Here is a 20,454-nt window from a genome sequence, read left to right on the forward strand (position 1 = left end):
AGGAGTATGCATGAGCGTATCGGAAATTAGACCGATTGCCATTGAGGATGAACTAAAGAGCTCATATCTCGATTATGCCATGAGCGTGATTGTATCGCGCGCATTGCCGGATGTGCGAGATGGCCTGAAGCCTGTTCACCGCCGCGTGCTTTTCGCAATGCACGAATTGGGCAATGACTACAACAAAGCTTACAAAAAGTCTGCCCGTGTAGTCGGTGACGTGATCGGTAAATATCACCCGCATGGTGACTCCGCTGTTTATGAAACCATTGTCCGCATGGCGCAGGATTTCAGCCTGCGCTACCAGCTGGTAGACGGCCAAGGCAACTTCGGTTCTGTCGACGGCGACAGCGCGGCGGCGATGCGTTATACCGAAGTCCGCATGCGCAAGCTGACGCATGAACTTTTGGCTGACTTGGAAAAAGACACGGTCGAATGGGAAGACAACTACGACGGTTCTGAGCGCATTCCGCAAGTCATGCCAACCCGTGTGCCTAACCTGCTGATTAACGGCGTAACCGGCATTGCGGTCGGCATGGCGACCAATATGGCGCCGCATAACATGACCGAAGTTGTGAATGCGTGCCTGGCTTATGCAAATAACCCGCATATCAGCATTGAAGGCCTGATGGAGCATATTTCCGGCCCGGACTTCCCGACAGGCGGCATCATTTACGGCAAATCCGGCATTGTAGACGCATACCGCACCGGCAAAGGCCGCCTGCATATCCGCGGCAAGTATCATTTTGAAGAAGATCAGAAAACCGGCCGCACCACCATCGTTTTCACGGAAATCCCGTATCAGGTCAATAAAGCCAGAACGATTGAGCGCATTGCTGAACTGGTCAAAGAGAAAAAGCTGGAAGGCATCTCTGAGCTGCGCGATGAGTCTGACAAAGACGGCATGCGCATCGCCATTGACTTGAAGCGCGGCGAAAATGCTGAAGTTATTGTCAACAACCTGTTTTTGAATACGCAGCTGGAAAACTCATTCAGCATCAACATGGTGTGTCTGGACAACGGCCAGCCGAAGCTGATGAATCTGAAAGACATCATTGCTGCCTTTATCCGCCACCGCCAGGAAGTAGTGACCCGCCGCACCATGTTCGAATTGCGCAAAGCGCGCGAACGCGGCCATATCTTGGAAGGCTTGACGGTTGCGCTGGCCAATATTGACGCCATTATTGAAACCATCAAAACTTCCGCCAACCCGGCCGAAGCGCGCGAGCGCCTGCAGGCAGGCGAGTGGGCAGCCGGCGGCGTAGCGGCTTTGCTTGAAAAAGCCGGTTCAGTATCCATCCGCCCGGATGAAATTGAAGGCGAAGACCCGAACCGCCCGTTCGGCTTGGCTGGCGATATTTACCGCCTGTCTCCTGCGCAGGTAGGCGCGATTCTTGAATTGCGCCTGCACCGCCTGACCGGCCTTGAGCAGGATAAGCTGCAGGCTGAATATTCGGAAATTCTGGCTCAGATTGCTGAACTTACGGCTATTTTGAATGATTTCAACCGTTTGATGGGCGTAATCAAGGAAGAATTGGCCTTGATTCTGCAGCAGTACGGCGATGCGCGCCGCACCGAAATTGTTGAATCCCGCATTGACTTCTCGCGTGAAGATTTAATTCCGGAAGAACAGGTGGTCTTAACCGTTTCACAAACCGGCTATGCGAAAACCCAGCCGCTTTCCGACTATGCAGCGCAGCGCCGCGGCGGCCGCGGCAAGTCTGCAGCCTCGATGAAGCAAGACGATTATATTCAGCACTTAATTGTGACCTCAAACCATGCAACGGTGCTGTGCTTTACCAATATCGGTAAGGTATACCGCCTGAAAGTGTTTGAAGTGCCGCAGGCGTCACGCGGCGCCAAAGGCCGTCCAATGGTCAATCTGCTGCCTTTGGATGCGGAAGAAACCATTACAGCGATTCTGCCGGTGATTGATGCGCCGAAGAAATTCAAAGAGCGTCTGGCTGATTTCAAAGCCTTTGTCCGCGCTAATGCAGCCCAGCTGCAGGAAAATGAGGCGGTCAATGCGCATTATGAAGCGCTGAAAGCATCGCTTGCGGAACTGCCTGAAGATGCGGATGACTTGTCTGACGCGTTGCGCACCCAATTGAAAGAATTGGGCCTGGCGCTGTCTGCAGTTGATTTGGATGATGAAATCATTGAGGAATTTGCGCAGCAGGCCGAAGGCGTGCGTAAAAACTTCTATGTCTTTATGGCGACTGAAGCGGGCACAATCAAGCGTGTTGAGCTGGAGCAGTTCAGCAATGTGCGTTCAAACGGCTTGCGCGCAATTGAGCTGAACGAAGAAGACACCCTGATTGGCGTGGCAATTACTGACGGCGAGCAGCAGATTATGCTGTTCTCGAATGAAGGCAAGGCCATCCGCTTTGCTGAAACCGATGTGCGCGCGATGGGCCGTTCGGCCAAAGGCGTGCGCGGCATGCGCGTAACGATTGGTTCGGCGCAGGCTGAAGAAGCTGATGATGCAGATTCGGAAGAAGATGATTTGGATGCAAACTTCATCAGCCGCATTGTTTCACTGGTGGTTGTGCCTGAAACCGGCGAAGTGCTGTGCGCTTCTGCAAACGGCTACGGCAAGCGTACCCCGGTGGATGACTTCCCGACCAAGAAGCGCGGCGGCAAAGGCGTGATTGCGCTTAAGACTTCTGAGCGCAACGGCGAGCTGGTTGGCGCAGTGGCGATTGATGCATCGAAAGAGCTGATGCTGATTTCTGACGGCGGCACTTTAGTGCGCACCCGCGCCTCAGAAGTTGCGCAAACCGGCCGTAATGCTCAAGGCGTGCGTTTAATCCGCTTAGGTGAAAACGAAACGCTGGTGGGCGTTGAAGCCATTGAAGCTGTGGAAGAAGATGAACTGCTGGATGACGCGTCTTCAGCGGAAGCATCAGAAACTCCTTCAAATGACGAAATCATTGATGAAAGTACAGAAAATGAATCTGATTTAAATGATCCTCAAGAAGACTGAGTTGAAATCAATGAAAAAGGGCGCTTCGGCGTCCTTTTTTCTATGTCAGCAATATATTAGGTGGATAAGAATGATGAAGTTTAAATATGCTGTTTTGGCATCTGTACTGGCTTTGAGCGGCTGTGACAAGCTTGGCCAGCAGGCAATGAATGCTATTCCTGACCCCAGCCCGCAGCAGGCGCAGGCGGCGCAGGAAGCTTATGATGATTTGCGTGAGCAGAATTTTGAGCAGCTGATGGCGCATTTGGAGCCTGAGCTAAAAGCGCATTTTGCGGAAAATGAAAAAGAGCTGCATAAGTTTGCGCGCGGCTTGCCGAAAGAGCAGTTCAAAACCAGAAAAATTGTGGCAAAAAATATTGAGAAGGCGGCCAATCAGCCGGGCAAATATACTGTGACCTATGAATACGGCTATGCTAAAAATCTAGTGCAGTATGATGTCAGCTTTGACAAAGCCGGCGGCAGTGCGCAAATCCGCGATCTGAATGTGTCGGTTTTTGGCGAAAAAGTGAATTAATTTTTCGGAAAGATAAAAAGCAGGGCGGAGCAGTAATGCCAGTCAGTTAAGAAATTGACCGGTATTTTTGGGTGCTTTTGAGGCTTTATTTTGACGGCTCTCGGGCATTGCCTTGCCCTTCTTTTTAAATCAATTAATTCGCTGAAATTAGAGCGTGAAGTGAAAGGCTGAACTTAAATTCTGAGAAAAAGCCATAAAAAATGAGCGTATCTGGATACGCTCATTGTTACTGCATTTCAGCTGTTTTGCCTTAACTGATCAGGCAAATAAAAAACCGCGCCAGAAGCGCGGTTTTTCAATCAGTCTAATCTAAAGCAGATTAGATTTTGCCTACTAGGTCGATTGAAGGAGCAAGCGTAGCGTCGCCTTCTTTCCATTTAGCTGGGCAAACTTCGCCTGGGTGAGCGTGAACGTATTGCGCTGCTTTTACTTTGCGAAGCAGTTCCTGCGCGTCACGGCCAATGCCGCCAGCGTTGATTTCGATGATTTGGATTTTGCCTTCTGGGTCGATAACAAAAGTACCGCGGTCAGCAAGGCCGGCAGCTTCGATTAATACTTCAAAGTTTTTAGACAGCGTCCAAGTTGGGTCGCCAACCATTACGTACTGGATTTTTTTGATTTCTGCAGAAGAATCGTGCCAAGCTTTGTGCGTGAAATGCGTGTCAGTAGACACTGCATAAATTTCAACGCCTAATTTTTGGAATTCAGCATAGTTGTCTGCAAGGTCACCCAGTTCAGTCGGGCAAACGAAAGTGAAGTCTGCTGGATAGAAGAATACAACTGACCATTTGCCTTTCAGGTCAGCTTCAGTCACTTCCAGGAATTTGCCGTTTTGGAATGCTTGCGCTTTAAATGGTTTAACTTCAGTATTAATTAAGCTCATCATTGTCTCCATGATTGAGGTTTGTATTTGATTTCCAGTAGAGTATCGAACTTTTAATTATTGATGAAATGGTATTTTTACATTATACAGATCGGAAAAACCGAACGGTTATTAAAAGAGCCATTTCATCAAGCTTGATCATTCCGCTTATTTAGCATGAATGATGTGATGACTGAATGACAAAATCATCGGTTCCTCAACTTGCATTCAAACATGATGCCTATACTGGCAAAATTCAAGGGTAAAAATTAAAAAAGTTAAAATTAAACAAAATCTCTGTTCTTCCGCTGCGTGTCATTACAGCGTAAAATGGCCTATTGCTGTTTTTATTAGGAATCTTGTTCTGTGCAGAGTCATTTAAATGCTGACCATCTGGTGATGGCGCGTGACCGTCATCGTTTAAATCGACTTCGTAAAGGGAAAGATGCCGATGAAAAGCAGCATCTGGAATTAGTTGAAAAATCCCATGCTAAAGTGCTGGAGCGCCTGAGCCGTATTCCAGCAATAAAACTGAATCAGGAACTGCCGGTTACCCAGTCGGCGGACAAGCTGATTGAGGCGATTCAGCAAAATCAGGTTATTATTGTGGCCGGTGAAACCGGTTCGGGAAAAACCACACAGCTGCCGCAGATTGCCATGCTGGCCGGCCGCGGCTTGACCGGCATGATTGGCCATACTCAGCCGCGCCGTTTGGCGGCCCGCAGCGTTTCGCAGCGGATTGCAGAAGAAGTGGGCCAGAAGCTGGGGGAGGCCATCAGCTTTAAAGTGCGCTTTAATGAGCAGGGCTCACAGGATTCGATTGTCCGCTTGATGACTGACGGCATTCTGCTGGCGGAACTGGCGCATGACCGCTATCTGACCAAATACGACACCATTATTATCGATGAAGCGCATGAACGCTCGCTGAATATCGATTTCATCATGGGTTATTTAAAGCAGCTCCTGCCGCGCCGCAAAGACTTGAAAGTCATCATTACTTCGGCGACTTTAGACGTCAACCGCTTCAGCAGCTACTTTAACGGCGCGCCGATTTTTGAAGTGGAAGGGCGCAGTTTTCCTGTAGAATTGCGTTACCGGCCGATTTCTGAACTGAATATTGGCGGCAGCGATGATGATGAATTTGATGATTTTGAAGAAAACCTGCCGCGCGCGGTTGTTTCAGCTGTAGAGGAATGCTTTCAGGATGCGCAGCAGAAAGGCCATCCTGAGCATGCGGATATCCTGATTTTCGCCAGCACCGAACAGGAAATCCGTGAGCTGCAGGAAACCCTGCAGAAGCATGGCCCGCGCCATACCGAAATCCTGCCGCTGTATGCCCGGCTGGCGCTGGCGGAACAGCAGAAAATCTTCAATCCATCGGGTGGCGGGCGGCGCATTATTATCGCCACTAACGTGGCGGAAACCGCTTTAACCGTACCGAATATCCGCTATGTCATTGACAGCGGCTTTGCCCGGATCTCGCGTTACAACTACCGCTCCCGCGTGCAGCGCCTGCCGATTGAGGCGGTTTCGCAAGCCGCCGCCAATCAGCGTAAAGGTCGCTGCGGCCGTATTGCGCCGGGCGTGTGCATCCGCCTGTACAGCGAAGATGATTTCCAGAGCCGTCCTGAATTTACTGAACCGGAAATTAAGCGCACCAATTTGGCCTCGGTTATTCTGCAGATGCAAAGTTTAAGCTTGGGCGCGCTGGAAGATTTTGACTTTATTGAGCCGCCGGATCTCCGCCTGGTGAATGACGGGCGCAAGCTGCTGATTGAACTGGGGGCGATGACTGAAAAGAAAGCTTCTATTTTTCAAAAAGAGGCTGGTGGAGATGCGGCTGCATCAAATCTGCCGAAGTCCTCCATTTCCAAAGGCGGGCCTCAGGACAAGGGCGATTCCCTGACCAAAATTGGCCAGCAAATGGCGAAAATGCCGATTGACCCGCGCCTTGCGCGGATGATTTTAGGCGGCGCGCATTTTGGCGTGCTGAATGAGATGCTGGTGATTGTGGCGGCGCTGGCTGTGCAGGATCCGCGTGAACGCCCTGCAGACAAGCAAATGCAGGCCGATCAAAAGCACGCTTTATTCCGCGAAGCGGATTCGGACTTTTTATTTTATATCAAGCTGTGGGAAACGCTGCACAATAACCGCGAGAGCATGAGCGAAAATAAGCGCCGGACTTTTGCGCGCAATCATTTCCTGAGCTGGCTGCGCCTGCGTGAATGGCAGAAAACCCATGAACAGCTGGTGGATCTGGCTAGAGGCCTGAAATTATCCTTCAATGAAAAAAAAGCCAGCTATGAAAACCTGCACCGCGCCTTGCTGACCGGGCTGCTGTCCTTTATTGCCAATAAGACCGATGAGCGCAATGTCTTCATGGCGGTGCGCCAGCAAAAAGCGCGGATTTTCCCCGCTTCAACCCTGCATAAAACCAATACTCCGTGGGTGATGGCTTTTGAAATGGTGGAAACTTCACAGGTTTATTTGCGCACATTGGCGAAGATTGAGCCGGAATGGATTCTGCTGGCGGCGCCGGATTTGCTGAAGCATCATTATTTTGAACCGCACTGGTCGAAAAAAGCCGGCGTGGTGAATGCCTATGACCAGATTTCATTATTCGGCCTGATTATTGAGCCGAAGCGCGCCATCAATTATGAAAAAGTGGATCAGCCGGCCGCTCATGAAATCTTCCTGCGCGATGCGCTGACTACAGGCCATTTAGGCATCACGCCGCCGTTCTTAAAGCATAACTTGCTAAAGCTGGAAGAGGCGGAGCGGGTTGAAGACAAGCTGCGCCGCCGCGATCTGGTGGTGGATGAAGAAACCATTTACCAGTTCTATGCCTCGAAAGTACCGCAGGAAGTGGCCAGCCGGCGCAGTTTTGAAGACTGGCGCGCTACGGTAGAGCCGCAGAATCCGCGCCATTTATTTGTCGATGACGATGCGCTGTGGATGAATGACCGCCCCACCACGCAGCAGTTTCCGGACGCTTTGCGCAACGGCGAGCTGCGCCTGGCTGCCAGCTACCGTTTTGACCCCAGCCATGATGAGGATGGCGCAACGGTCCGCATTCCCGTGCAGGCGCTGCCGCAGGTGGATGAAAACCTCTGGTCTTGGGGCATTCCCGGCTGGCGTCAGGACTTAATTGAAGCATTGCTGAAGTCTTTGCCTAAAGATAAGCGCCGCAGTCTGGTGCCGATTCCAGATACCGCGCGCAAGCTGATGGCCCGGATTGATGCGGTCAATCTGCAGCAGCATATTTTAAGCTTTCTGGCGTTTCAGCTGCGCGGCGATCAAATTGCGGAGAAAGATTTTTCTTTTGAGCGCGTAGAGCAGTACCTGCTGCCGCTGATTAAAGTCATTGATGAAAAAGGCCGTGTCATTGAACAGGGCCGCGATTTAAGCGAGCTGAAAGCGCGCTGCCGCACCGAAACCCACAGCCCGGTCAAGCAGCTGAAGGGTGAATTTAAGGCCTTCCCTGAAAGCTTTGTATTTGAAGCTTCGCAGAAAGTGACTGGCGTGGTGGTGAAGCAGTATCAGGCTTTAGTGCCCGGCAAAAGCTTTGCGGATTTAGACCAGAAAGATGAGTCCGGTGTGGTGATTCAAACCTTTAATGACCAGAAAGAGGCCATCAAGCAGCACCGCCAAGGGGTGATTCATCTGGTGCATATGCAGCTGGGCGACTTGGTGCGCCAGCTGAAAAAGCAGATTTCCAAGCCGCTGGCATTGGCGTATTCACCATTGGGCGACAAAGCTAAATTGGAGCAGATGCTAGTTTATGCTACACTGCAGATTTCAATAAATGAGCTTCCTGTCAATGCGGAAGAGTTCCAAAGCTTGGTTTTAAATGTAAGGAAATCTTTCTTAACGCATGGGCAGCAGGCGCTGCAGGTTTTAACTGAGATTTACATTCAATGGCAAGACATCCGCCGCAAACTGCTGCTTGCAGACGATTCTGTGTTTGGCAAAAACATTGATGACATTGAAGATCAGCTGGATTTGATGAACCTGGCGGATTTTGTTTATGTAAAATCTTCCGATATATGGCAGGAATTTCCGCGCTATTTGAAGGCCTTGATCTTGCGTTTAGAGCGCTTGCCAAATAACCTGCAAAGAGACAATTCCGCCATTGATCAAGTTGACCCGTGGATGGAAAAATTATTCAAGTTTAAAAATGACACCCGCCTTAAGGAATTGTATTTCATGGTCGAGGAATTGCGTATCTCATTGTTTTCTCAGCCGATGAAAACCAAGATGCCAGTTTCGCCAGCCCGTTTGCAGAAAGCATGGGAACGGCTTGGAATCAGTTCATAGCAGGCAATTTCAATCAGGAGTTTTACATGGGCATCCGCATTACCGGTACAGGCGTATATCATCCGGAGCACGTCATTACCAATGAAGAGTTAGTTGAAGGTTTAAATGCCTATGTGGAACAGTACAATCAGGACAATGCGGAAAAAATCGCAGCCGGCGAACTGGAAGAGCGCCGCGGTTCAAGCGCCGAATTTATTGAAAAAGCATCGGGCGTGAAGCAGCGCTATGTTGCAGAAAAATCTGGTATTTTAGACCCGAAACGCCTGCGTCCCCTGCTGCATGTGCGCGCAGATGATGAGCTTTCCATTCAGGCGGAATGGGGCATCAATGCCGCCAAGCAGGCGATGGCGCAGGCCGGCGTCACAGCTGAAGACATTGATGTGGTGATTTTGTCCTGCTCAAATATTCAGCGCGCATACCCGGCGGTGGCGATTGAAATCCAAAGCGCTTTGGGCATTCAGGGCTATGCCTACGACATGAATGTCGCCTGTTCCGCTGCCACTTTCGGCATTAAGCAGGCTTATGATGCGATTAAAGCTGGCGCGCGCCGCGTGCTGCTGGTGAATGTCGAAATTACTTCGGGCCATACCGACTTCCGTTCGCGCGACTGCCATTTTATTTTCGGCGATGTGGCTGCGGCTTCCATCATTGAAGAAACAGAAAGCAAAGCCGGCTTTGAAGTCTTGGACATCAGCCTGTTTACGCAGTTCTCCAACAATATCCGCAACAACTTCGGCTACCTGAACATGAGCGAAGTGGAAGCGGATATTGACAATAACCGCTTCCGCCAGGACGGCCGCAAAGTCTTTAAGGAAGTGTGTCCGCTGGTTGCGAAAATGATTACTGCGCAGCTGGAAAAAAATCAGATTGCGCCGGTCAATGTGAAGCGCTTCTGGCTGCATCAGGCCAATGCCAGCATGAATGAGCTGATTCTGAAGCTGGTGGTCGGCAAAGAGCATGCGCAGCCGGATTTGGTGCCGATTATTCTGGATGAGTTTGCCAATACTTCATCTGCAGGCGTGATCATTGCCCTGAACCGCAGCGCGGATCAGGTGGATGACGGCGAATATGGCGTGCTTTGCTCATTTGGCGCAGGCTATTCGGTCGGTTCTATTCTGGTGCAGAAACACGCTGCTGCCTAAGTAATGCTGATCAGTTAAGCGTAATTTCATTATTACTGATTGATAAATCTCCCCTAACCCCTCTTTGAAAAAGAGGGGGATGAACAGCATTGCTGTGCAAGGAATTCAATACCGTATTGAATTTCGAAACGCTCCCTCCTTTGAAAAAGGTGAGCAGCACTGCTGCGCAAGGGGAGGATTAAAAATGCTTAACTGACTGGCATTACTGCTGCCTAAGCGCTTTTAACGCCGGCTGTTTCCGCCGGCGGCGGCAAATGGCTGCGGTCCGCAATACGGGCCGCGGCCATTTTTTATGTGCCGCTGATAAATAGGTAGAGCCGTGCAGAAACTTTGTCTATATTAAAGCCAAGATCAATCATGGCCTTGAGGTGCGCAGATGCAAAAACAGCAGGCGCTTTCCCGGCAGGCTGCAATTGCCCGGCAGCTGCAGCGCATATCACCTGAATTTCAGCAGATTGTGCAGGATCAGCTGCAGCTTGCTGAAAAGCTGAGCGCGCATCGCCTGTTTAAAATTGTGCAGGAACAGCATCAGATTCAAATCGGCCATCAGCTGTTTTATGTGCAGTTTTTTACGCCAGATTGCCAGCCTGCGGATGCCTCGCATGGGCTGGCGCATTGCCATTTTGCTTATGCCGGGCAAAAAGCTGAGCGGCTGGAAGAATTTTTTCTGCAGGAAGTGCACTTTCTGACTGGCGATTTAAAAGCGCAGCATCCGCTGTTTTTGCGCAGCAAGGCCCAGCGCCTGAGGGAATTGCTGCTTGAGCAGCTTTACCTTTGGGTGAATGGCGCGGAACGGGTGAAAAAGGCGCTGCAGAGCATGAGTCTGGCGCAGGCGCAACTGATTGATCAGCTAATGATGCAGGCGGAAGGCTGCAGCGGGGCCGTGATGCAGGATTGGGTGCAGCGCCGGCAGCCGCTGCCGGCTGAGGCCTTGCAGGTTTTTCAGCAGATGTTTCGCTTAGATGCAGCGCTGGGGCAGGAGGTTTTGCCCTTGCAGGCGCTGATGGAAAGCTATGATGATTTCTGCTTCAGCGCCGTGCAGTTTTTAGACTCGGCCATTTACCGGATCATGTCGCTGTCATTCCGAGAGCACTTCAGTCTGAATGATTTAATTGAGCATGAGGATGATATCCGACTGCTGTATCCGCATGCGCGGGAGCAGCCGCATATGCTGGGTTTTGTCCGGCTGATGAACCGCGAAGTCTGGCGCCGCGCCGATGCATTGTCTAAGCAGCATTTTATGGCGGCAGGCCCGCGCATCTGGCAAAAAAAAGCCGCGGTTTTGCCCCTGTTTGACGGCACGCGGCCGGTCAATTGGCTGTTCAGGCAGCCGGCGGAGGTGCTGGACTGGATCAGCCAGAATATTCAGCACGGCAGCGTCCGCACCGCAGTCATTGCGCTGAGCTTTATTGACAGCAGCCAAATGCATCCGCAGGTGATTCTGGCGGCGCTGCAGTATTTCCAGCATGCAGCCGCGCGGCTGTTTATACAAAGCTGCCATGACATCGCCGTGCAGGAAAACTGGTTTGAGCATCCGCGCAATACTGTGGCGGTGCTGCAGGGCATGCGCCAAGCCATTGATGATTCCCGGGCGGCGATCCGGCCTTCCATTCTGTATTTGGATGAATGGATTGCTTTAGCCGGCTGCATTGCCAAAGCGGATGATGCTGCCCTGAAAAAGGTGCATTTAAGGCTGAGCCGGGTGATGCAGGCCTTTATGCTGCATCTGCAAAAAATAACCGCGGCTCTGCCTGCAGACCTCATGGCGTTTATTTTGCCGGAACGGCAGCAGGAGCGCGGTTTTTATACGGCGCTGCAGCGGTGCAGAATGCCGCCGGACAAGTTCCGGCAGCAGTTTTACCTGCAGGCCGGCGCCGTGCGCAAAACCGTGTTTGACGCCTATGTGCGCGACTATTTAAGCGCCTATTTTGCAGCTAATAGAACGGTGCCGAAGAGCGTGACCTGGATGGGGCTGTTTCATCAGGCCGCGGCTTGGCATGATCAGATTCAGAAAGAGGAAATCCTGTCCAAGCTGAAAAAAGATTTCTCTTTGGCGGCGTGGCGCCCGGTGTGCGCGCAGCCGCAGCTGGAGTTTGAACAGTGGCGCTTTGAAGAGCTGCAAAGCATTGAGCGCATTATTGACGAGTCTAAAAGATTCCGGCATTGCTTAGCGGCCAGCTATGCGCAGCGCATCATTGAAGGTGAATACGCGGCCTTTCATATGGCGCATGCGCAGGCGCCGCACAGAATGACGCTGGGCTGCCGGCGTGAAAATGGCCAGCTGCTGTTCGATCAGCTGGAGCTGCCGGACAATGCCAAAGCCGATGAGCTGTCCATGCAGGCCGCCCAGCGCTTTGTTGACTGGCTGAATCAAAATCAAAGTTCGGAAAATTAACAGCTTAGGCATGCCACTGCATGATTGGCGTCTGATCGAGCTTAACATTTCAGCCAAAACTCGTTAGGCTATAGCCGTTCTTTTACGGTATGGGCCATATGAAACAGGAAACTGCACTCAAATTATTAAAAGCGGGCGAGAACGTCTTCTTAACCGGTTCAGCGGGTGCAGGCAAGACCTATACGCTTAATCAGTACATCAATTATTTAAAAGCGCGCAAAGTGCCTGTCGCCATTACTGCATCGACAGGCATCGCGGCAACCCACATGAACGGCATGACCATTCATACCTGGGCGGGCATCGGCATTAAAGATGTGCTGTCTGATGATGACTTAAAGCGCATGAAAGAGCGCAAATACCTGAAAGAGCATTTGGAAAATGCGCAAGTGCTGATTATTGACGAGATTTCCATGCTGCATGCCAAGCAGCTGAATCTGGTCAACAAAGTGCTGAAATACTTTAAGGAAAGCGAAGAGGCTTTTGGCGGCATTCAGGTGATTGCGGCCGGAGATTTTTTCCAGCTGCCGCCAGTCGGCAAAAATGATGAGCGCAACCGCGACAAATTCTGCTTTATGTCCGAGGCGTGGGTCGAAGCCAAATTCCGCGTGTGCTATCTGACCGAACAGCACCGCCAGGGCAATGACTATCTGAATGATATTTTGAACGCCATCCGCGGGCAGAGCATCACGCCGGAGCATCTGCAGGCGCTGAAGCAGACCCGCAGCCAGAATATCGGTGAAACCTTTACCCGCCTGTATACCCACAATATGGATGTGGACAGCATCAACTTTAAGCATCTGAATGAAATTGATCAGGAATCGCGCCAGTTTGATGCGCAGTGCGACGGCAATGCCAAACTGGTTGAAACCCTGAAATCTTCGGTGCGCGCGCCGGAAAACCTGACGCTGAAAAAGCATGCCAAAGTGATGTTTGTCAAAAACAACTTTGACTTGGGCTATATCAACGGCAGCTTGGGCGAAGTGATTGCCTTTGAAGAAGATGACGAATACGGCGTGCTGCCGAAAGTCAAGCTGACAGACGGCACGACTTTAACGGTCGAGCCGGAAACCTGGTCGGTGGATAATGATGAAGGCAAAACCATTGCCAGTTTCCAGCAGATTCCGCTGCGTCTGGCGTGGGCCATTACCATCCATAAATCGCAGGGCATGACCTTGGAGCAGGCTGAAATCAATCTGGCCAACACTTTTGAAAAAGGCCAAGGCTATGTTGCCTTGTCCCGCTTAAAGACTTTGAATGGCTTAAAGCTGCTGGGGCTGAATGATCAGGCGCTGGAGCTGGACAGTCTGGCGATTAAAGCTGACCGCCGTTTTCAGGAGCTGTCCGCCGAAGCCGATGAGCATTTTGCCGAAGCGGATTTTACCGCGCAGCATAAAGCCTTTATCCGGCACTGCGGCGGCACGCTGAATGAATATGAAATTGAGCGCAATGAGAAAAAGCTGGCGAAAACCGGCGGCAAGCAGAATTACGCCTCCGCAACGCTGGATGAAACGCGCGCGCTGTTTGAAGACGGCTATGATATTCCGGACATTGCGCAGGAGCGCGGCTTGACTCCGGCCACCATTATCAACCACTTGGGTCGCCTGCAGAAAGAGCAGGGCCTGGACATTTCGGTCGCTAACCCCGGCGAAGAGGCGGTTGAGCAGGTGCGTAAAATTTACAAGCGCTTAAGCAAGCGTCAGGAAGCGGGGCATTTCAATGATGACGGCAGCATCAAGCTGCGTCCAATTGTTGAGCTGACCAGCCCGCGCATGGGCTATGATCAGGTGCGCTTGGCGCTGCTGTTTGTGGAATAAAAGCCGGCTGCTGGGCTAATGCTGATCAGTGCAGGCATTTTGCAGTAAGCGCCTTCGCTTTTTTAGTCTTCACTGGCTTTGCCTGAACCGGCCCGGCGCTTCAGGCAATTAGTTGGGCTGTTTTATTCCATTTTGAGCAGCATCAGTTAAACTGGAAAATATTTTTAAATTATCATTTGTACAACTATGGCGCTCACGGCTTGGTACACGCTTCGAAAATTTGTCTATAACAACTTGCATAATGATGACTATGAAACAGCATTCAGCCGCGGCCTTAATTACTTTTTAATTCTGCTGATTCTCGGCAATGCCACGGCCGTGCTGCTGGAATCGGTTAATGACATTTATCAGTCTTACCGGCTGTTCTTTGACCTTTTTGAAAATATTTCCATTGTTATTTTCAGCTTTGAATACCTGCTGCGGATCTGGTCGGCGGCCGAGCATGAGCCTTTTGAGCCGGCATGGAAAAACCGCCTGAAATGGATGCAGAGCGGCGGCGCGGTGATTGACCTGCTGGCGATTCTGCCGGCCTATATCAATTTCTTTGTACCGATTGACTTGCGCTTCTTAAGAATCCTGCGCTTATTGCGGCTGCTGAAGCTCACCCGCTATTTTGTTTCCCTGCAGATTCTGCTGCGGGTCATTGAGCGGGAAAAAGGCGCATTTCAGGCGGTTATTTTTATTCTCAGCATCATGATTGTCATGGCGGCTGCCTGCGTCTATATGGTGGAAAATAAAGCCCAGCCGGAAGTGTTCAATTCCATACCGGCATCCATGTGGTGGGCGGTCGTGACTTTAACCACGGTCGGCTATGGCGATGTCACGCCGATTACGCCTTTAGGGCGCTTTTTAGGGGCGATTATCACCATTTTGGGGGTCGGGCTGGCGGCCTTGCCCGCCGGTATTCTGGCCAATGGCTTAGCCAATGAGCTGCAGCAGCGCAAGCAGTTTTTGGAGCTTAAATTCCGGGAGCTGCTGCAGAATTCTGAAATTGATTTGGCTGTGGATCAGGAGAAAATTGAAGAAATACGTAAGGAAGTCGGGCTGACGACAGAACAGACGAACGATATTATCCTGCAGCTGATCCGCGAGCAGCGGGAAGAATCGCTCAAGCAGGAGCGTGAGCAGTATGCCTATTGCCCGCATTGCGGCAAGAAGCTGCCTGAACTGTAAGCAATGCTGATCAGTTAAGCGCTTATTCCTGCTGATTGATATTTCCCCCTAAGCCAGAGCCATATAGGATGCAGGGCAAAAGAGGGGCAGTGCAGCTACGCATTTTTCAATTGGCGGTTTTGCCTGCAGTTGAATTTTAAAAATGAGTAAAACTATTTTAAATAATGATAACATGAGTGTAATTCAATTTTAAAAGTGAAAAACTGACTGTTTTTCACTTGGAACAAGCCAATAGCGCATGCAGGAATACCGCACATGTTAGAAATTCGACATCTGAAAACTTTGACTGCATTGAGGGAGCATGGCTCGCTGGTTTCCGCCGCCAATGATTTATGCTTAACGCCGTCGGCGATTTCGCATCAGCTGAAAGAGCTGGATCACTGGTATGGCGTAGAAGTGGTGAACCGCCGCACCCGACCGGTGACATTTTCCAGTGTCGGGCAGCGCCTGCTGAAGCTGGCTGATGATGTTCTGCCGCAAGTGCAGATCACCCAGTCGGACATTACCCGCATTGTGCACGGTCAAACGGGCCGCATCACCTTTTCATCTGAATGCCACAGCTGCTTTGACTGGCTGATGCCTTTGCTGAACCTGTACCGCCAGCACTATCCGGATGTGGATTTAGACTTTGCTTCAGGCTTTGAAGCCAATCCGCATGAGCTGCTGCAGAGCGCCGAATTTGACCTGCTGATTACCGCCGATCCAATTGCGCTGAAAGGCATTGAATACTTTCCAATTTTTGAATACGAGTCGCGCTTGGTTCTGTCGCATACGCATCCTTTGGTGCGCGCGGAAAATATTACCGTGCAGGACTTGGCGGAAGAAACCCTAATTACCTATCCTGTAGATAAGCACCGCCTGGATATTATGGCCAAGCTGTTTATTCCCGCCAATATTCAGCCGAAAAGCATCCGCACCACCGATTTGACGCAAATGCTGATTCAGCTGGTGGCCAGCGGGCGGGGCATCGCCGCGCTTCCGGACTGGGTGGTGAATGAATATGAGCAGAAAGGCTGGGTGGCGTCGCGGCGCCTGTCCTGCGCTGCGCCGAATGGCCTGCGCCGTACGCTGTATGCGGGCTACAGAGCTGAAGAAAAAGACAAAAGCTATTTTGAAGGTTTTTTAAAGCAGCTGGAAAAGTTCTCGCAAAAGCGCAGCAGCTATTATTCTTCTTAGCGCGCTTTGCGCTGAGCTGAAGCCGATGTCCTACATCGGCTTTTTATATTGCTTAAGCAGGACAATCAAGCCGGTAATGGCGGAACCTGCCGTAGCTAAGAAAATGTCTTTATGCGCATCCCACATGTCGCCTTGCTGGCCGTTATAGTTTTCCGCATCTTCCGGCGACAGGCCAATGGCAATCAGCCATTCAAGCCATTCATAAATCAGGCTGGTGGCCATGACAAACTGGATGACCAGCAGATATAGGATAAAGGGCTTCAGTGAAGGCAGCCAAACCTGAAACAGGCGGTAAAATGCCGGATAGAGCATCAGCCCGTAAGCCAGATGCACAAAGCGGTCATACATATTGCGCGGCCAGCCGAAGGCCTGATTGAGATCAAAATTTAAATACTGCATCGCCCATTCGTTATAAGGCACATAAGAATACAGATAATGCGCGCCTAAGATGTGAATCAGCAGAAAGCCGATATACAGCAGGAAGCTCCAAAAGGTGAAGCCAATTTTTTTCAGGCAGAAAAACAGCGCAATCAGCATCACTACAGTGCCGGCCTGATGCAGCAGGTAAGATTCAAGCTCAAGCGGGCTGATGCTTGCCAATACGGTGCAGAGCGCTAAAACGGCAAGGACAAACCAGTGCTTGGCGGTTAATTGATATTCAATCATTTGTTGTTTTCTTTCATTGTATTGGTTCAGGCGATAAAAAAGCGAAGCCGAAGCTCCGCTTTTCAGTTTAAATGCGGATTAGATTTTCGCAATTAAATCTTTGATTTGCTTCGCTTGCTCAGCAGCATTGCCGGTATAGGTTGCAGGCGTCATTTCCGCCAAGCGCGCGCGGTCAGCAGCCGGCACAGCAGCAAGCTCATTGCCGTTGACGAAATCAACCATCATGTCGCGGGTCATGGCCTGGCCGCGGGTCAGCGCTTTCAGTTTTTCATACGGCTTTTCAACATTGTAGCGGCGCATAACGGTTTGAATTGGCTCGGCCAGCACTTCCTGAGCATTGTCCAGATCTTCCAGAATGCGGTCGGCATTCAGCTCAAGCTTGCCGATGCCTTTAGAACAGGCTTCAAATGCGATTAAGCTTTGCGCGAAGCCGACACCCATGTTGCGGAGCACAGTCGAGTCCGTCAGGTCACGCTGCCAGCGGGAAATAGGCAGTTTTTCGCCCAAGTGCGCCAGCACAGCATTGGCGATGCCCAAGTTGCCTTCAGAGTTCTCGAAGTCAATCGGGTTGACTTTGTGCGGCATAGTTGAAGAGCCGACTTCGCCTTCTTTCAGGCGCTGCTTGAAGAAGCCTAAAGAGATGTAGCCCCAAACGTCACGGTTGAAGTCAATCAGAATGGTGTTGAAGCGGCGCAGCGCATCAAACAGTTCCGCCATGTAGTCATGCGGTTCAATTTGCGTGGTGTACGGGTTGAATGCCAGGCCTAAAGACTCAACAAATGCCTGAGAATGCGCAGGCCAGTTGATTTCCGGATAAGCGGAGTAGTGCGCATTGTAGTTGCCCACTGCGCCGTTGATTTTGCCCAGCAGCTCAACCTGCTTGAACTGCTTGATTTGGCGCGCTAAGCGGTAAGCCACGTTGGCCATTTCCTTGCCCAAAGTTGTCGGGCTGGCGGTTTGGCCGTGCGTGCGCGACAGCATCGGCTGCTCAGCATGCTGTTCAGCCAGCGCAGCAATAGAATCAATGATTTGCTGCATAGCGGCGACAAGAACATCACGGCCGCTTTTCAGCATTAAAGCATGCGACAGGTTGTTGATGTCTTCAGAGGTGCAGGCAAAGTGAATGAACTCGCCGGCATTTTTCAGCGCATCAATATGCGCGATTTTTTCTTTTAAGAAATACTCAACCGCTTTTACATCGTGGTTGGTTGTGCGTTCAATTTCCTTGATGCGGTTGGCGTCTTCTTCAGAAAAATCCGCAACAATAGCGTCCAGCGCTGCATTGGTTTCGCTTGAGAAAGCCGGAACTTCCGTAATTTCAGGACGGTTGGCAAGCGCCTGTAACCAGCGCACTTCAACAGTCACACGAGCATGGATCAGGCCAAACTCAGAGAGGAAAGGTCGCAGCGCATCACATTTGCTGGCGTAGCGTCCATCTAATGGAGAAAGTGCGGTTAAAGCGTTCATAGCGATTCCTTAAACTTTGGAATTAAACGTAAAACAGAGGGCCCGGAACAGTTCAAGCTAAACCACCTGATACTGTAAGCGGGCAAGATCTTGAATATCCTGCAGCAGCTTGCGCTTGCTGAAAATCATGCCCCATGAGCTGCCGCCCAGCTGGCGCCATAAATGCGCCATCTGCAGGCCGGTAAACAGCGAAGCGCGGATGCGGTTGGTATGTGAGGAATCTTTAAAGGCTTCGGCATTGCCGCGCACCATAATGCGCGGGTTAATCTGCCCGGCGGTATCGACGTAGGTTTGCGCAAGGCTGGCAATGACGCTGGGGTGCAGATAATTGTTATCAAAAAACGAAAGCTGTCTTAATATTTTCTGCTGGGACTGTTCAATGATTTCGACAAATTTAGGATTGCTGTAGACTTTTTTTTCTAATTGCAGCAGCGCCATGGCATAGCTCATTGGCAGTTTGGCGCTGGAGAGCTTGGGCAGTCTGGAAGTGGGCGAAGTAGTGAAGGGCTGGTTGATGCTGCTTTCTAAGGTTTTCAGGCCTAAGGAGATATCGGCCAGCTGATTGAAAAAATCTAAGGTTTGCGCGCTGCATTTGCCGCTGGGGCGGATATTCAGGCTGGCCTTAATCAGCTGCTCCAGATAAAAGTTACCGCTTTCGCCGATGCTCTGCCGTCCAGTCAGCGCAGTCATATGCGTCAGCTGGGCGGCTTGAAAAACGCCCGCCAGCGCCAGTGCGCGGTTTTGGCGAACATTCAGAGTTTGAGGCTGCTGAAACGGTAACTCTGTCATGCCGAAACAATCCTTTTAAATAAAATCCGGTTTAGGTGCATTGGTATGATGGATCACACCGCCGCCTAAGCAAACTTCACCTGAGTAGAACACAACGCTTTGACCCGGCGTAACAGCGCGCTGCTGTTCATCAAACTCCACACGCACGCCATTTGGCGCGTCAGGGTCTTTGTACAGCGTGCATGCCTGATCCGGCTGGCGGTAGCGGGTTTTCGCCGTGCAGCGGAAACCGGTTTCCGGGATATCCTGTTCGCCGGCAACCCAGTCTACAGTTTCACTCCAAAGCACCGTGCTTTGCATCAGCGGGTGTTCATGCCCCTGGCCGACAACCAGGCGGTTGCCTGCAATGTCTTTATGCAGCACAAACCAGGCGCCTTCTTCGGAGCCTTTCAGGCCGCCAATGCCGATCCCGCCGCGCTGACCGAGCGTATAGTACATTAAGCCGTGATGTTCACCAACCTCTTTGCCGTTGTCGAGGACAATTTTTCCAGGCTGCGCAGGCAGATACTGCTTCAAGAAGTCATTAAAGCGGCGCTCGCCAATAAAGCAGATGCCGGTAGAGTCTTTTTTCTTGGCTGTCGCCAAGCCCAGCTCTTCCGCAATCCTGCGGACTTCAGGCTTTTCAATTTCACCGACCGGGAAAAGGGTTTTATTGATTTCACGGCCATGCACCGCATGCAGGAAGTAAGTCTGGTCTTTGTTGCTGTCTACGCCGCGCAGCAAAGGCGCATATTCTTCGCCTTTAGAATTAGTCATGCTGGCGCCGCGGCGGCAGTAGTGGCCTGTGGCAATAAAGTCAGCGCCTAAATTTACCGCATGATCCAGAAATGCGCGGAATTTGATTTCCTTGTTGCATAGAATGTCTGGGTTAGGCGTGCGGCCGGCTGCATATTCCGCCAAAAAATGCTCAAACACGCGGTCCCAGTATTCCATGGCGAAGTTGGCCGTGTGCAGCTTGATGCCGATTTTATCGCAAACCGCCTGCGCATCCGCCAAATCATCCATGGCTGTGCAGTATTCCGTGCCGTCATCTTCTTCCCAGTTTTTCATGAACAGGCCTTCCACCTGATAGCCTTGCTGAAGAAGAAGCGCTGCAGATACAGAAGAATCTACACCACCAGACATACCGACGATGACACGTTGTTGCATAGGA

Annotated in this window: 13 protein-coding genes; 8 read left to right on the forward strand and 5 right to left on the reverse strand. The window is 51.1% G+C overall.

What is annotated here, in order from left to right:
* Positions 1-10 precede the first annotated feature (10 nt).
* Entirely contained in the window at positions 11-2,986 is a 2,976-nt protein-coding gene (gene gyrA / locus RSA72_RS08930; protein ID WP_332633043.1) for a DNA gyrase subunit A, read from the forward strand.
* Positions 2,987-3,059: 73 nt separating this feature from the next.
* Complete coding sequence (locus tag RSA72_RS08935) at positions 3,060-3,500, forward strand: DUF3887 domain-containing protein (RefSeq protein ID WP_332623285.1); 441 nt, start codon at positions 3,060-3,062, stop codon at positions 3,498-3,500.
* 319 nt (positions 3,501-3,819) lie between these two features.
* Here the strand turns inward: RSA72_RS08935 and ahpC are convergent, their stop codons facing one another.
* Positions 3,820-4,383 (reverse strand): alkyl hydroperoxide reductase subunit C, encoded by a 564-nt coding sequence (ahpC, locus tag RSA72_RS08940; protein WP_332623286.1) that lies wholly within the window; start codon positions 4,381-4,383, stop codon positions 3,820-3,822.
* Between the two features lie 345 nt (positions 4,384-4,728).
* On the opposite strand from ahpC, the gene hrpA reads away from it, so the two are divergent.
* From hrpA to RSA72_RS08970, 6 genes are all read left to right on the forward strand, one after another.
* Positions 4,729-8,679, forward strand: coding sequence for an ATP-dependent RNA helicase HrpA (hrpA, locus tag RSA72_RS08945; protein WP_332623284.1), 3,951 nt, complete (start codon positions 4,729-4,731; stop codon positions 8,677-8,679).
* 26 nt (positions 8,680-8,705) lie between these two features.
* On the forward strand, positions 8,706-9,821 hold the full coding sequence (locus tag RSA72_RS08950) for a beta-ketoacyl-ACP synthase III (protein ID WP_332623287.1): 1,116 nt from the start codon (positions 8,706-8,708) through the stop codon (positions 9,819-9,821).
* 376 nt (positions 9,822-10,197) lie between these two features.
* The gene (locus RSA72_RS08955; protein WP_332633045.1) at positions 10,198-12,216 is read left to right on the forward strand and encodes a PcfJ domain-containing protein; all 2,019 of its coding nucleotides are present in this window, start codon (positions 10,198-10,200) and stop codon (positions 12,214-12,216) included.
* Between the two features lie 98 nt (positions 12,217-12,314).
* On the forward strand, positions 12,315-14,030 hold the full coding sequence (locus RSA72_RS08960) for an AAA family ATPase (RefSeq protein WP_332624114.1): 1,716 nt from the start codon (positions 12,315-12,317) through the stop codon (positions 14,028-14,030).
* A gap of 186 nt (positions 14,031-14,216) precedes the next feature.
* Positions 14,217-15,203, forward strand: coding sequence for an ion transporter (locus tag RSA72_RS08965; RefSeq protein WP_332624113.1), 987 nt, complete (start codon positions 14,217-14,219; stop codon positions 15,201-15,203).
* 255 nt (positions 15,204-15,458) lie between these two features.
* Positions 15,459-16,379, forward strand: a complete 921-nt coding sequence (locus tag RSA72_RS08970) for a LysR family transcriptional regulator (protein WP_332633047.1) — start codon at positions 15,459-15,461, stop codon at positions 16,377-16,379.
* Between the two features lie 30 nt (positions 16,380-16,409).
* Here RSA72_RS08970 and RSA72_RS08975 read toward each other — a convergent pair whose 3' ends face one another.
* The 4 genes from RSA72_RS08975 to mnmA form a co-directional block, all read right to left on the reverse strand.
* On the reverse strand, positions 16,410-17,045 hold the full coding sequence (locus RSA72_RS08975) for a DUF2238 domain-containing protein (protein ID WP_332624721.1): 636 nt from the start codon (positions 17,043-17,045) through the stop codon (positions 16,410-16,412).
* A 78-nt stretch (positions 17,046-17,123) separates the two neighbouring features.
* Complete coding sequence (purB, locus tag RSA72_RS08980; protein ID WP_332633049.1) at positions 17,124-18,512, reverse strand: adenylosuccinate lyase; 1,389 nt, start codon at positions 18,510-18,512, stop codon at positions 17,124-17,126.
* Positions 18,513-18,569: 57 nt separating this feature from the next.
* Positions 18,570-19,301, reverse strand: coding sequence for a high frequency lysogenization protein HflD (gene hflD / locus RSA72_RS08985; RefSeq protein ID WP_332624426.1), 732 nt, complete (start codon positions 19,299-19,301; stop codon positions 18,570-18,572).
* 15 nt (positions 19,302-19,316) lie between these two features.
* Positions 19,317-20,450, reverse strand: a complete 1,134-nt coding sequence (gene mnmA, locus RSA72_RS08990) for a tRNA 2-thiouridine(34) synthase MnmA (protein ID WP_332624424.1) — start codon at positions 20,448-20,450, stop codon at positions 19,317-19,319.
* Positions 20,451-20,454: the final 4 nt, after the last annotated feature.

Source organism: Acinetobacter sp. (assembly GCF_036659555.1).
Lineage (GTDB): Bacteria > Pseudomonadota > Gammaproteobacteria > Pseudomonadales > Moraxellaceae > Acinetobacter.